This is a genomic window from Paraburkholderia sp. Ac-20340, assembly GCF_017104965.1.
Taxonomy (GTDB): domain Bacteria; phylum Pseudomonadota; class Gammaproteobacteria; order Burkholderiales; family Burkholderiaceae; genus Paraburkholderia.
This window is the reverse complement of the sequence record NZ_JAAGPR010000062.1, coordinates 1-13,156: the sequence shown is the minus strand read 5'-3', so window position 1 is coordinate 13,156 and position 13,156 is coordinate 1. Positions and strand designations below refer to the sequence as shown.

The following is a 13,156-nucleotide window of genomic DNA, read 5'->3' as shown; positions in this document are numbered from 1 at the left end:
CAATGCCCGGGCACGAAAACTGCTGCCATTCTCCGCAATGCCTTTGTAGCGGCGATCCGGCGCATATTTCACACGTACCCCGTGCGTAAATGCGAGCGTGACGCGATAATGCCCCGATTGTGTGGGCCTTCGCGTGGCGCAGCAGCGACCGCGCGAGCCACTACAGGGCCAACCACTCTTTACGCTTCGCGTTTACTTACCCGGACCCGACCCGTGACCGCAATTCGATCCGCAGCCGAATCCTCGTTTGTCGACGTCCTCGGCGCCTTGCGCCTCGCGACCGCGTCCCGCCACGACAGCGTGGAGCGGGCCATGCCGCTCGCCGCAGCAACGCCGACTCTGGCCGATTACCGGCAACACCTGCGGGTTTTACACGCCTGGCTCGCGCCGCTGGATGCCTGGTTCCGGCGCTTCGCCGACGGCCCGCAAGATCCCACCTTATTGCCGCCGCTTGCGCGCCTTGCGCTGATCGAGCGCGATCTCGCGCATCCCGCCTTGCAAGGTCTGCCGACGCCGGACGCGGTTGCCGTGCCTGCTGCGGATCGCCCGCTCGTGCCGTTCGAAGCCAGCGCGGCGTGGCGCTGGGGCGCCTGCTATGTGGTGGAAGGCTCGCAACTGGGCGGCGCCGTGCTGCTGCGCCGTTACGCGGGCACCTTCGCGCCGCATCCGCTCGACTATCTGAGCGGCGATGGCAACGCACCCGGCCCGCGCTGGCATGCCTTCGTCGCCGCCATGCGCCGCGACGTGCACACGCCGCGCGAAGTCGATCAGGCCTGCGCGGGCGCACGCGCCGCATTCGACCGCCTGAAGGCGCTGCTGCCCGAGGCCGCGCCGGTCGACACGCCCGCCGCATCGCGTGCCGAAACGGTCTGAGCGCGTCTCGCCTTTTTTCGTTTTTCCTCCCGTTTCGATGCCCGCCGTCACCTCGGTTGACGGCGCTCGCCTGTTGGAAACACATAGGATTGCCAGGGTTTTCAGGCGACCGGGACATCTGAAACGCGGTCTCGATGATCGACGCCTATAATTTTCGCGTATTGTCAGTTTCAGCGATTGCCACGGCCGGAGAGTGACGTCAGGAAACGTCTCGCTGGCCATTCAAGCCGGCACAGGACAAACACGAAAGAACAGGATGGCGACCGTGGACCTGCAAAACGTGACGCTATGCGCCGCAGACTCGATACATCCGCAGCTTGCCGCGCGGGCGCTTGAAACGTCTGCAATCCAATGCCGTTTCGGCGACTCGATTCTCTTCACACACGAGGCCGTGCCGACCTCCGCGCGCATCGTGCCGATACCGCGCCTGCAGTCGAGGGAAGACTATTCGGATTTCATGATCAAGCAACTGGTGCGCCACGTGAGCACGCCATGGGTGCTGGTGATCCAGTGGGACGGCTATGTGCTGGATGGCGCAGCATGGAGCGATGCTTTCTTCGATTACGACTATATCGGCGCAGTCTGGCCGTTTCATCGCGATGGCATGACCGTGGGCAACGGCGGTTTTTCGCTGCGCTCGGCGAAGCTGCTGCACGCACTGGCCGATGAGCGTATCCAGTTGCCTTATGGCGTGAGCGAAGACGAATTCATTTGCCGTCAGTTTCGGCCGCAACTCGAAGCGGATTCCGGCATTCGCTTCGCGCCTGCGGAAATCGCTTCGCGCTTCGCTTATGAACATGAGCGCCCCGGCGCGCCGACGTTCGGTTTTCATGCTGCATTCAATATGTGGCGTCATGTCGATGACGACACCATGATCGGGATGATCAATACGCTCGAGCAACGCACCTATGCCTCGCGCGAAGTACTGCAATTGCTGATTGCTTATTGCGAACTCCGAAAATTCGACTGCATCAAGGCGATGTATATGCGTTACCGGCAGATCTGGAATGAAGCGCAATTCGTGCAGAGCCTGCAGGCGACCGGCGTTTCGCACGATCTGGTTGTGCTATGTGCCGATCTTTGCGAAAGATCAATCGGTAACGAAGATCGCAAAGGCTTTTGCGAGTGACAATAGCCGTGGAGTGACCTCAATGCGTCTTTGCACCGGAGAATGTCCATGCACCTCACCGCCCTGAAAAACGCCCGCGAGTTTTTTGATTGCTACGCGCCGCATATTGTTTCGCCTGACACGCAAGCCAGCATCATCGAAATCGGCAGCCAGGATGTCAACGGCTCGCTGCGCAGCGTTTGCCCGCAAGGCGTGAGCTATACCGGTGTGGATTTCGTGGAAGGGCGGGGCGTCGATGTGGTGCTGCAAGATCCTTATGTGCTGCCGTTTGGCGATGCCAGTGCAGATGTGGTGCTCGCCAGTTCTGTTTTCGAGCACTCCGAAATGTTCTGGGTGCTCTTTCTGGAAATCATGCGCGTTCTTAAACCCACGGGCCTGTTTTATCTGAACGTGCCTTCCAATGGGGACTTTCATCGCTGGCCGGTCGACTGCTGGCGCTTCTATCCAGATAGCGGTAACGCGCTGGTCACCTGGGCGAAACGCAATGGCATGCAGCCGCTTCTGCTCGAATCGTATACGAGCCTTCAGCAGACCGGCTTGTGGAATGATTTTGTGGCGGTCTTTCTGAAAGACCAGCAATTCGCCGAACGCTATCCCACGCGCATCCTGCATAACAAATACGATTATCTCAACGGTATCGCCTCGTTCGAGCCCGCCCGGTTCCACAACCAGTCCACCTTGACGGAAGACCGGCTCAAATTGCAGGCAGCCGGGCAGGGTTTCGCCGAGGAATGACACAGGCACAGCGGTACAATCCGCACTTTGCACCGCGAACCCGTTGTCATGACCGAAGCCAAACCCGACACGCCCCTCGATCGACTCATCGAGCAGGTGCTTGCCTTTCGCGAAGCGCGCGACTGGCAGCAATTTCATACGCTGCGCAACCTGATCGTCTCCACCAGCATCGAGGCGGGCGAACTGCTCGAAACGATCCAGTGGAAAGACGACGCGCAGATTGCCGCCATGCTCGCCGACGCTAAAGGACTCGCGCATCTCAAACAGGAATGCGCCGATGTCTTTATCTATCTGCTACTCGTGGCGCAGACCGCAGGCTTCGACCTCGTGCAGGCAGCCGCCGATAAAGTGCGCGTGAACGAAACGCGCTATCCGGTCGAGAAGGCGAAGGGCAGCGCGAAAAAGCACAATGAGCTTTAACGAGCGGCTACATTTGCCGCATACCCGCATTAGCCGCTATACGGCGGCGGTTCGTTGAGCACGGCCCAGAACACGCCCAGGTCATTGATGGCGTCCATGAATTCGTCGAATTCCACGGGCTTCACAACGTAGGCGTTCACGCCCAGATCGTAGCTGCGCAGCAGGTCTTTTTCCTCGCGCGACGACGTGAGCATGACAATCGGCACGCGTCTGAGGCGGTCGTCCTCGCGCACGATCTTGAGCACTTCGTGGCCGTCTACCTTCGGCAATTTCTTGTCGAGCAGGATCACGGCGGGGTTTTCATCGGGGCGCTCGGCCCATTGGCCTTCGCGACGCAGATAATCGAGCGCTTCCGCGCCGTCGCGCAGCGCCACGACCGGATTGGCGAGCCTGGCTTTTTCGAGCGCGATCAGCGTCAGCTCGATATCGTTGGGATTGTCTTCTACCAGCAAAATGGGTCTCAGCACGACGATTTCCTTCTTCTACTGCGCCTCGGGCGCGTGAATGCCTGTTGCAAATTGGAAGCCTGCAAATAAGGTGCGAGTGGCCTTATTCCGGTTTGCGCACGTTTCTGAACGGCTGCGCCTCGGGTGTCACGGAGGCGAGCCGCGCGACGGCCGCCGCTGCGGTTTCTGGCCCGCTTTGCGCGGGCGCCGCGCCAGCCGAACGCGGAATCGCAAACGACACGGTCGTGCCCACGTCGAGCTTGCCCTCCGCCCACGTGCTCCCGCCGTGCCGTTCGACGATCCGTTTGACGCTAGCAAGCCCGATGCCCGTGCCTTCGAAGTCCTCGAAACGATGCAGGCGCTGGAACACGCCGAACAGCTTGCCCACGTAACGCGCGTCGAACCCCACGCCGTTATCGCGCACGAACACGATGTCGTGATTGGCGAGCGGCGAATCGTCCGCGCCCGCGCTACAGCCGATTTCGATGATCGCGGGGTCATCCGCGTTGGCGTGATTGCTGGTGAACTTCACGGCGTTGTCGATCAGATTGCGCAGGACGACGTGCATCAGCACCGGGTCCACGATGAGCGCATGCAGCGTATCGATACGCCATTCGATCGTGCGTTGCGGATGATCGCGCTGTTGATCGGCGACGAGTTCTTTCACGAGCCGGTTCAGATCGACGCGCTGTTTGTGGAGCGCCGCGCGGCCCATCTGCGAAAACGCCAGCAGATCGTCGACGAGCTTGCCGCCGAAGCGCGCCGAATCGGCGATACGCTCGATGAAATGTTTGCCGCGAGCCGATAAACGCTCGCCTTCGTTCTGTGCCAGCAGATCGGCGAAACCGACGATATGGCGCAACGGCGCGCGTAGATCGTGCGAAACCGTATAAGAAAAGCCTTCGAGTTCCTGATTCGCGCGGCCCAGTTCGAGCGCGAGTTGCGCCAGTTCTTCGGCGCGGCGCAGCACGATATCGAGCAGCGCGGCGCGAAATTCCAGCGCGATTTCCTGCTCGGCGGCGTGCCAGGGCAGCGAGCGTTCACGTACTTCCTCGGTCCAGACTTCGAAACTCGCACGGGGCGAAAGCGAATTCGCGAGCGTTGCCAGCTTCGCGCGCGGGTCACCCGCCCATTTGAGCGCGCGCACGACTTCTGGCCGGAACCAGATCACGTAATTGCGAAAGAGCCGCGAGATCGATACCGCGAGCATGCCGGCCGCGTCGTGATGGAATGGCACGGCTGCGTCGCTGGCGAATTGATCGGCGGCGTAAATTTCGCTATCCTGACGATCGAGCCAACTGAGGATCGCTTCGATCTGCGCCTTGTCCGGCGTCGTGCCCACCGTCACGATGCGTCCGTCGAACACGATGGCCGCGCCCGTCGCATTCGCGAGCCCGAGCAGATCGCGCGGCGCGTCGCTGAGCGCCGTGACGAAGTGCTCGCTATTGGCCATCGCCGCGAGCAGGCGCGAAAGTCGATGGCGCAACGCAAGCCGATATTCGGCCTGGGCGCGATCCTCGCGCGCTTCCACCTGCAGCGAAAGCATCTGCGCGATGTGCTCGCAGGCGGCGCGAACCTCGAAAGCGGGCACGCGCGCATGCGCGTGGTGACAGGAAATAAGTCCCCAGAGCCGCCCGCGCACGACGATCGACATCGACATCGACGCACCCGTGCCCATGTTCTTCATGTACTGCACGTGCACGGGAGAGACGCTGCGCAGCGATGCCCAGGTAAGATCGGTCGGGCGGCCCGTGGCCGGATGCAGCGGCGGTACGAGCGGCACGCTGGCGTAACCGGCATCGGCGATCAGACGGATGCGGTTGTGCACGTAGAGCGCGCGTGCCTGCGCGGGAATATCGGCGGCGGGGAAATGCTGGTCGAGATACGACGCGTAGCCGGTGTCGAGCGCTTCCGCGATGACGTGGCCGTTACCGTCGTCATCGAAGTTGTAGACGAGCGTGCGGCCAAAACCGGTAATGCGCTTGACTTCGTTCGCGGCGAGCCGGGCGAGATCGTCTACTGTCTCGCATTCCTGCAGGCCGCGCAGGAACGTGCGCACGAGCGGATAGAGCGAGGAAAACACATCGGCGGTGCCGAGCGCGGGCTCAAGCTCGACGATCGCGATGCCGTCGTAGCGATGCGCGACGATGGCGAGCGGCGGGTGTGCATCGGCAGGCGCATCTGAAGGCGTGCGTAGATCGCGCGGATCGGCAATCGCGCCGATAAAACGCGGCGTGCCGTCCGAAGCGGGCTCGGCGAGCGCAGCGAGCGTGGCCTGCGCCGCGCTTTCGCCAATCAGTTGCGCGAGCGGCGCGCCCAGCAACGCCTGCGCCGTGGTGCCGGCGAGCGCGCCAGCATTGGCGCTGAGTTGCGCGATGCGGCCGTCATGGTCGAGGCTGATCAGAAACCCATGTGGCTGGATGCTGCCGGGAAGATGGATCGGCTCACTGGCACAGTCCGCTTGCGAAGCGTGCGTGCTGGCCGGTGCCTGATGGGTCATGAATACTCCGTGATGGGACATGTCGAGGGGTCGGCATGCTTCAGCAAATCATGTGCCGCGCTTGCGGCACGGTCATGACGCCCGCACCCGCTCAACTCGTGAGGTTTTCCTCCAGCCGCTCGAACACGCGCTGCGTTGCGCCGCGCGCATGCAGCGCGAACAGCAGCAACGAACGGCCCGTCACCTGGTAGATATCGCCGGCTTCGAACTCCGGCAACTCGTCGCGCACCGGCATATTCGTGTCGATCAGGCAACTCCATTGATCGTTGCCCGGCACCGAAGGCAGCGTGAATTCCACAACGTCGTGATAGGCGTTCAGCACGATCAGCATGGTGGCGTCGGAGGCCAGGCGCATGATGCCGCTGGTCTGCGATCTGCCATCGATCAGCATGCCGAAGCATCGCATCTGCGCATCGCCCCATTGATCGCCGGTGAGCGGCACGCCTGCGGGCGAGAGCCATTCGACATCGGTGACGTCGAGCGTAGCGTTGTGCTCGCCGGTCAGGAAGCGATTGCGACGCAGCACCGGCAGCGCATGACGCAGCGTCGTGAGCTTGCGCACGAAATCGGCGAGCGCATGGCCGTCTTCGTCGATGCCTTCCCAGTCGACCCAACTGATGTCGTTGTCCTGGCAATAGGCGTTGTTATTGCCGCGCTGCGTGCGGCCGAATTCGTCTCCTGCCAGCAGCATCGGCGTGCCTTGCGAAAGCAGCAGCGTGGCGAGGAAATTGCGTTTCTGGCGCTCGCGTAGCGTGCGGATTTCGGTGTCGTCGGTCGGGCCTTCCGCGCCGCAATTCCACGAGAGATTGTCCGAATGGCCGTCGCGGTTTTCTTCGCCATTGGCTTCGTTGTGGCGCTCGTTGTAGGACACCAGATCGTGCAGCGTGAAGCCGTCGTGCGCGGTGACGAAGTTCACGCTCGACCACGGGCGGCGCCCGCGCCGGTTGAACTTGTCGCCCGAGGCGGCCAGGCGCGTGGCGAGATCGGCGGCCTGGCCTTCGTCGCCTTTCCACCAGCCGCGCACGGTGTCGCGAAAGCGGTCGTTCCATTCGCCCCAGCCCGGCGGAAAGCCGCCCACCTGATAGCCGCCGGGGCCGCAGTCCCAAGGCTCGGCAATCAGTTTCACGCTGGAGAGAATCGGGTCCTGGCGGCAACTGTCGAGAAAGCCGCCGCCTTCGTCGAAACCATACGGCTCGCGCCCGAGGATCGTCGCCAGATCGAAGCGGAAACCGTCGACGCCCATTTCCACGACCCAGTAACGCAGGCTGTCCGTGACCATCTGCAGCACGCGCGGATGCGAGAGATTGAGCGTGTTGCCGGTGCCGGTGTCGTTGATGTGATAGCGCGGGTTATCGTCGACGAGGCGGTAATACGAGGCATTGTCGATGCCGCGAAACGACAGCGTCGGCCCGAGTTCGCTACCTTCGGCCGTGTGGTTGTAGACCACGTCGAGGATCACTTCGAGGCCCGCCTGGTGCAGCCGGTCCACCATGTTCTTGAATTCGTCGATGGAACCGTGCGCGCCCACCGAATAACGCGGATCGGGCGCGAAGAAGCCGATGGTGTTGTAGCCCCAGTAGTTCTTCAGGCCGCGTTCGAGCAGATAGGAATCGTTGACGAAGGTATGCACGGGCATCAGTTCGACCGAGGTGACGCCAAGGCCGCGAATATAGTCGAGCACCTTCGAATTCGCCAGGCCCGCGAAGGTGCCGCGATCGCCTTCGGGCACGTCGGGATGGCGGATCGTATAGCCGCGTACATGCGTTTCGTAGATCACGGCGCGCTCGCGCGGCACCCGTTCGCGCAGCGGGTGATGCCAGCTAAAGGTTTGATCGACCACGCGGCAGCGCGGCACGTAGCGCGCGCTGTCACGCGTGTCGAAGGACAGATCGGCGTCGGGGCTGTCGAGCGTGTAGCCGAATACGGCCGGATGCCATTTGAGCTCGCCCACGTGCGCTTTCGCATAAGGATCGAGCAAGAGCTTGTTCGGATTGAAGCGATGACCGGCGTCCGGTTCGTACGGTCCATGCACGCGATAACCGTAGATCGCGCCGGGTTCGAGATCGGGCAGGAAGACGTGGAAGATTTCGTCGGTGTACTCGGGCAGTTCGATGCGCTCGATTTCGCGCAGGCCGGTTTTGTCGAACAGACACAGTTCGACTTTGCTGGCGTTCGCCGAGAACAGCGAGAAGTTCACGCCGCGCCCGGTCCAGGTGGCGCCATGCGGAAACGGCTGGCCTTCTTCGATGCGGGTGGCGGTCTTCTTGCTCATGGTGGCTCGCTGGCGTGAGTGGGACGGGGGTGCGGGCGTCGCGCGGATTTCAGGCGATGCGGCGCACATCGGCGAGCGCGCGGCGATGGCGCTGGGCCGTGCTGGTGCGGCGCGACTTGGCCGCGGCGCTGAGATTGCGCGGCGCGTGTGCGCCTGGCTTGCCCGGTACGCCGGTCAGCGCCAGGTAAAGCTCGTGATAACGGGCGGCGCTCGTTTGCCAGCTCGAATCGCGCTGCATGGCGTTGCGCTGGAGCACGCGCCACGTCTGCGGCTGGGCGAAGGCGTCGAAGGCGCGGCCAAGCGCGTGAAAGAGGTCGCTGGCGCGTTCGCCGTCGAACAGGAAACCGGTGGCCTGGTTCGTGGCGCGCGGCGGGCAATCGATGATCGTGTCGGCGAGGCCGCCCACGCGCGAGGCCACAGGAATCGTGCCGTAGCGCATCGCGTAAAGCTGCGTGAGGCCGCACGGTTCGAAGCGGCTCGCGTGCAGCAGGATATCGGCGCCCGCATGCAGGCGGTGCGCCCGCGCTTCGTCATAGCCGATATGCAGACCGAGCCGCCCCGGCCACGCGGCGGCCAGGCCGCGCAAGGTCTGCTCGATGGCGGCGTCGCCCTGGCCGAGCACCACGAACTGCACGCGCGGCCAGCGCGCGAGTGCGGCGGGCAGCGCTTCGCAGACCACATCGGCGAGTTTTTGCGCGCTCAGGCGGCTGCCGATCGCCACCAGCGGCGCGAACGGATCGACGCGCAGGCCATAGCTGTGCTGCAGGGCTTTCTTGCAGGCGTGCTTGCCCGCGAGATCGTCGTGACTGTAGGGCTGGGCGAGCGCTGGGTCGTCGAGCGGATTCCACTGCGCATCGTCGATACCGTTGACGATGCCCGTGAGCTTGTGCGCGTGCGCGGCCAGCACGCCTTCCATGCGATTGCCGAAGTGCGGCGTGAGAATCTCGCGCGCGTAACGCTCGCTCACGGCGGTGAGCCGATCCGCATGGACGATGGCGGCTTTCATGAAGCTCAGCGTGTCGTAGAACTCGATGCTGCGCGGCTCGCGCGGCGCGGGCGCGAGCAGTTCGGACGGAATGCCCGCATACGGCGCGAGCCCGAGCGGATAGTTGCCCTGAAAGGCCAGGTTGTGGATCGTGAACACGCTGCGCGCCGAAGCGCCCGCGAGTTTCATCAGCAGCGGCGTGAGGCCCGCGTGCCAGTCGTGTGCATGCACCACGCGCGGACGCTTGACGCCGCGCACGCCGGTGGCAATGCGCGCCGCCGCAGCGGAAAGCGAGGCGAAACGCGCGAAGTTGTCGATGTAATCGCGCCCGCATTCGTCCTGATAGAGCCCGCTGCCGCGCCCGGCGAATAGATGATCCATTTGCAGCAGCAGGACCGGCACGTCGGAATCGGGCATCGCGGCGCGCCAGAGCCGCGCATCGCCGCCGGGCAGATCGCGGATATAGCCGAGCGGCGTGGGCGCGATCACGCGCTCGAACGCACATTCGTAGCCGGGCAGGAGAATCGAGACATCGACACCGCGACGGCGCAGCGCCATCGACTGGCTGCTGACCATGTCGCCCAGACCGCCGCTTTTTGCAAGCGGCGCGGCCTCGGCGGCGACCATCAACACGTTGAGAACGTTGGACGACAAGGTGACTCCCCCGGTGAGTGCAGGTGAACAACGCTTGATGAACGCTTGATGCGGTTGCTGAACGGCGCGCGGAGGACGAAGCAGAAGGTGCGATGGAGGCTGCCCGGCTCAACCCTTTATAGCGTTAGCAAGCTTCGGGCCAATGGCGAGGGGCGTGGTGCGCGAGAGATGTTGCGGCGCGGCGAAACGCTTGTGGCGCAAGGTGTTCGCGCGATCTGCAAGCGTGCCGCGCGCGGCGGGGAAGGCGGCCGCGCGTCGCGCCGCGTGTAGCTTTGGCGTGACGCGCGTGCAGTTTTCACTCTGAAGCGTGCGGGCCGATGGGCGTGCTCACTTGACCGTCTGCACGACTTCGAAGCCTTCGAATTCCGGGTGGCTCAGATAGAGCGGGCGGCTTTGGCCCGCGTTGCCCGCGTTGCGGTGCGCGGCGCGGAAGGCGTCCGAGCGCGTCCAGTCGTCGAAAGCGGCGTGGTTGGCCCAGATCGTGTGGCTCGCGTAGAGCACGTGATCCTCGCGCTGCGGACCTTTGAGCAGATGAAACTCGATAAAACCGGGCACTTCTTTCAGATGCGTGTCGCGGTTCGCCCAGACTTCCTCGAACGCGGCTTCGGAGCCGAGGGCAACCTTGAAACGATTCATGGCGATATACATGCGGCAATCCTGTTAGAGCTGATCGGTGGCGGGAAGCCGCGCGCGGCGGATGCAGCGCAAGGCCGGGCGCGCGGCGCTCACCGATTATAGGAGTGCCGCGTTTATTCCACCGGCAGCGCGGCAGGCATGCGCATGCGATAGAACGACAGCGCCTGGATCGCGAGCGTGCAGAAGATTGCGCAGCCATAGGCAACCACCAGATGCGTGCGGGTGAGCGCGAAACTCAGCACGAAGAAGAATGCCGCGAAGCCGAGCAGCCCCGTGACCATGCCGCGCATCACCTGCTGGGCGGCCGCGGCGCCGCTGGAACGATGCGCAAACACCGCGAGGATGATCGCCATGAACGGGAACGAGGCGATCACCCCGGCCACACCCGCGCCGACGAACGGAGCCAGCAGCGTCACGCTCACCACCAGCGCGGCGATCAGCGCCATGCGCAGCGGCAGATCCCACCACGGCGCTTCGACGCGGGCGCTCGACGTGGCTGTGTTCGGCATGAAGTTGAGCGCGAGCGTGATGGCGATCAGCGCGAGCAGGAACAACAGCGTTTGCGGCAGGGCGCTCCATTGCAGCAGCGCGGCCACGATCACGAACGCGCCGCCTGCGCCAGTGAGCGCGAGACGCCAGCCCGACGACGCCAGCCGGCAATACACGAAGCAGAACGCCGCCTGCGCCGCCGTGGCGACGAGCGAGCCCGCCGTGGCCTGCGTGGCGAATACCGGCCCGTGCTCCAGCGCGAGAAACACCGAGATCGGCCCCGAGGTCAGCGGCATGCCGACCAGCAATCCGCCGACGGCCTCGCCCCAGCGGCGCACGGCGAGCGAAGCGGCCAACAGCAATAAAGGCGTGACGAAGAGTTTGAAAAGCAGGAGATCCATGATGGGCAAGCGGCGTTCAGTGAGTCTGTGATGAAGCGTCTTTGAGCCCAGTTTGGCGGCCGTCGGCGGGGCTGACAAACCATTTATCGTCATATAATGCGTGAGTTAAACTCACGCATGGTTCGAACGTGTTCGATCGGCTTCCCCCTTTGCAAACGCTGCGCGCCTTCGAGGCAACCGGCCGCCATCTGAGCATGACGCTGGCGGCTCAGGAGCTGCATGTCACTCACGGTGCGGTTAGCCGGCATATCAAGACGCTTGAGGAGCATCTGGGCGTGGCGCTGTTTCAGCGGCTGACGCGCCGGATCGTATTGACCGAGGCGGGGGCGGAGTTTCTGCTGGCGGTCACGCGGGTGCTGGGCGAACTCACTAAAGAAGCCGATCGCGTGCGCGGGCACGATGGCGTCGAGCGGTTCAAGATTAACGCCAGCGTTTCATTTGCGAATAAGTGGCTTGCGCCGAGGTTGTATCGGTTCAAGGCCCGCTTTCCCGGGCTGGATGTTCATCTCGATGTGACCGATAAATTCATCGATCTGAATGAGGGCGAGGCGGATGTCGCTATTCGTTATGGTAGCGGGCGGTATCCGCGTTTGCTTGCCGAGCGGATTCTTGAGGAGACGGTGACGCCGGTTTGTAGTCCTGCTTATCGCGAGAAGATGCGCGGGTTGCGGGCGGTTTCGCAGCTTGCGGGGTGTACTTTGCTGCATGAGGGAGGGATGCTCGCGAACTGGGAGCAGTGGTTTGCGCTTGCTGGGGTCGAGGAGGTGCGCAGCGATCGTGGGCCTGCTTATAGTCATGGGAGTCTGGCGATCGAGGCGGCTATTCGGGGGGAAGGGGTGGCGCTTGGGCGTAGTGTTATCGTCGCTGATGATATTGCTGCTGGGCGGTTGGTGGCGCCTTTTCCGCATGTGCGGCTTAAGTCAGAGCGCGGGCATGATCTGGTTTATCGGATCGGGAGTCGGGATGATTTTAAGGTGCGGGCTTTGAGGGGGTGGCTTGCTGATGAGATTGAAGCGTTTCTGGGTGGGCTTGCTGATTAGTCTGGATTGCGAAACTTTGAATTCGTGTCGGTCTATTAGCGTCGCCCCTGTGCGGGGCAGCACCTACTTTTCTTTGCAGCGGCAAAGAAAAGTAGGCAAAAGAAAGCCGCTCACACCGCCAGTGTGACGCAGTTGGCAAACAGCCTTTGAGGGGGAATGGTATAGGAGCATCCGGTCCCTCGTACCACCAAAGCTAGTGACAAGGCGCCCGCCCACCCGGGGGCGCTGCGCGCCCCGAGAGGCATAACGCAAACCGAAGGTTTGCTGGTTTCACCGGCAAACCCAACCGTTGCGCGCGCAGCGAGCAACGGGATGTATGACGGCTTTGTCACTACCTTTGAAGGCGCGAGACGCCGGACGCCCCTATACCATTCCCCGTGTAAGGCTGGTTGTGGACTGCGTCACATTGGCGGTGTGAGCGGCTTTCTTTGCTTACTTTCTTTGCCGCCGTGTACAGACCGCAGACATGGGTAACAGGTGTACGGAGACATGGGTAACACATTATCCGTTCACGTTTGCTGGTTCAGATTGATAGTCCCAAAGCAGTGGTGCGCAAAATACAGGTCATAGCAGTCA

Annotated in this window: 11 protein-coding genes; 5 read left to right on the top strand and 6 right to left on the bottom strand. The window is 63.0% G+C overall.

Features of this window, described 5'->3' with window-relative positions:
• The first annotated feature begins 213 nt into the window (after positions 1-213).
• From G3N59_RS36275 to G3N59_RS36260, 4 genes are all read left to right on the top strand, one after another.
• On the top strand, positions 214-873 hold the full coding sequence (locus G3N59_RS36275) for a biliverdin-producing heme oxygenase (RefSeq protein ID WP_346777987.1): 660 nt from the start codon (positions 214-216) through the stop codon (positions 871-873).
• A 256-nt stretch (positions 874-1,129) separates the two neighbouring features.
• Positions 1,130-2,002, top strand: a complete 873-nt coding sequence (locus G3N59_RS36270; protein ID WP_205987815.1) for a DUF5672 family protein — start codon at positions 1,130-1,132, stop codon at positions 2,000-2,002.
• A 48-nt stretch (positions 2,003-2,050) separates the two neighbouring features.
• A complete protein-coding gene (locus G3N59_RS36265) occupies positions 2,051-2,737 on the top strand; it encodes a class I SAM-dependent methyltransferase (protein ID WP_205987814.1) in 687 nt (228 codons plus the stop codon).
• Positions 2,738-2,785: 48 nt separating this feature from the next.
• A complete protein-coding gene (locus tag G3N59_RS36260; protein WP_205987813.1) occupies positions 2,786-3,157 on the top strand; it encodes a nucleotide pyrophosphohydrolase in 372 nt (123 codons plus the stop codon).
• Positions 3,158-3,186: 29 nt separating this feature from the next.
• Here the strand turns inward: G3N59_RS36260 and G3N59_RS36255 are convergent, their stop codons facing one another.
• The 6 genes from G3N59_RS36255 to G3N59_RS36230 form a co-directional block, all read right to left on the bottom strand.
• On the bottom strand, positions 3,187-3,624 hold the full coding sequence (locus tag G3N59_RS36255) for a response regulator (protein WP_205987812.1): 438 nt from the start codon (positions 3,622-3,624) through the stop codon (positions 3,187-3,189).
• Between the two features lie 82 nt (positions 3,625-3,706).
• Positions 3,707-6,103, bottom strand: a complete 2,397-nt coding sequence (locus tag G3N59_RS36250) for an ATP-binding protein (RefSeq protein WP_205987811.1) — start codon at positions 6,101-6,103, stop codon at positions 3,707-3,709.
• Between the two features lie 91 nt (positions 6,104-6,194).
• Positions 6,195-8,375 carry a glycogen debranching protein GlgX gene (gene glgX, locus G3N59_RS36245; protein ID WP_205987810.1) on the bottom strand — a complete coding sequence of 727 codons (2,181 nt, stop codon included), beginning with the start codon at positions 8,373-8,375 and terminating at the stop codon, positions 6,195-6,197.
• A gap of 49 nt (positions 8,376-8,424) precedes the next feature.
• On the bottom strand, positions 8,425-9,987 hold the full coding sequence (glgA, locus tag G3N59_RS36240; RefSeq protein ID WP_205987834.1) for a glycogen synthase GlgA: 1,563 nt from the start codon (positions 9,985-9,987) through the stop codon (positions 8,425-8,427).
• Between the two features lie 354 nt (positions 9,988-10,341).
• On the bottom strand, positions 10,342-10,662 hold the full coding sequence (locus tag G3N59_RS36235; RefSeq protein WP_205987809.1) for an antibiotic biosynthesis monooxygenase: 321 nt from the start codon (positions 10,660-10,662) through the stop codon (positions 10,342-10,344).
• A 101-nt stretch (positions 10,663-10,763) separates the two neighbouring features.
• Positions 10,764-11,540: a hypothetical protein gene (locus G3N59_RS36230; protein WP_205987808.1), complete on the bottom strand. Its 777-nt coding sequence runs from the start codon at positions 11,538-11,540 to the stop codon at positions 10,764-10,766.
• 128 nt (positions 11,541-11,668) lie between these two features.
• On the opposite strand from G3N59_RS36230, the gene gcvA reads away from it, so the two are divergent.
• Positions 11,669-12,580, top strand: a complete 912-nt coding sequence (gene gcvA / locus G3N59_RS36225) for a transcriptional regulator GcvA (RefSeq protein WP_205987807.1) — start codon at positions 11,669-11,671, stop codon at positions 12,578-12,580.
• Positions 12,581-13,156: the final 576 nt, after the last annotated feature.

Excerpts from the sequence above, each read along its gene's own strand:
- G3N59_RS36270 (WP_205987815.1), top strand. The coding sequence starts at position 1,130 with ATGGCGACCGTGGACCTGCAAAACGTGACGCTATGCGCCGCAGACTCG.
- G3N59_RS36265 (WP_205987814.1), top strand. The coding sequence starts at position 2,051 with ATGCACCTCACCGCCCTGAAAAACGCCCGCGAGTTTTTTGATTGCTAC.
- G3N59_RS36260 (WP_205987813.1), top strand. The coding sequence starts at position 2,786 with ATGACCGAAGCCAAACCCGACACGCCCCTCGATCGACTCATCGAGCAG.
- G3N59_RS36250 (WP_205987811.1), bottom strand. The coding sequence starts at position 6,103 with ATGACCCATCAGGCACCGGCCAGCACGCACGCTTCGCAAGCGGACTGT.
- glgX (WP_205987810.1), bottom strand. The coding sequence starts at position 8,375 with ATGAGCAAGAAGACCGCCACCCGCATCGAAGAAGGCCAGCCGTTTCCG.
- glgA (WP_205987834.1), bottom strand. The coding sequence starts at position 9,987 with ATGGTCGCCGCCGAGGCCGCGCCGCTTGCAAAAAGCGGCGGTCTGGGC.
- G3N59_RS36235 (WP_205987809.1), bottom strand. The coding sequence starts at position 10,662 with ATGTATATCGCCATGAATCGTTTCAAGGTTGCCCTCGGCTCCGAAGCC.
- G3N59_RS36230 (WP_205987808.1), bottom strand. The coding sequence starts at position 11,540 with ATGGATCTCCTGCTTTTCAAACTCTTCGTCACGCCTTTATTGCTGTTG.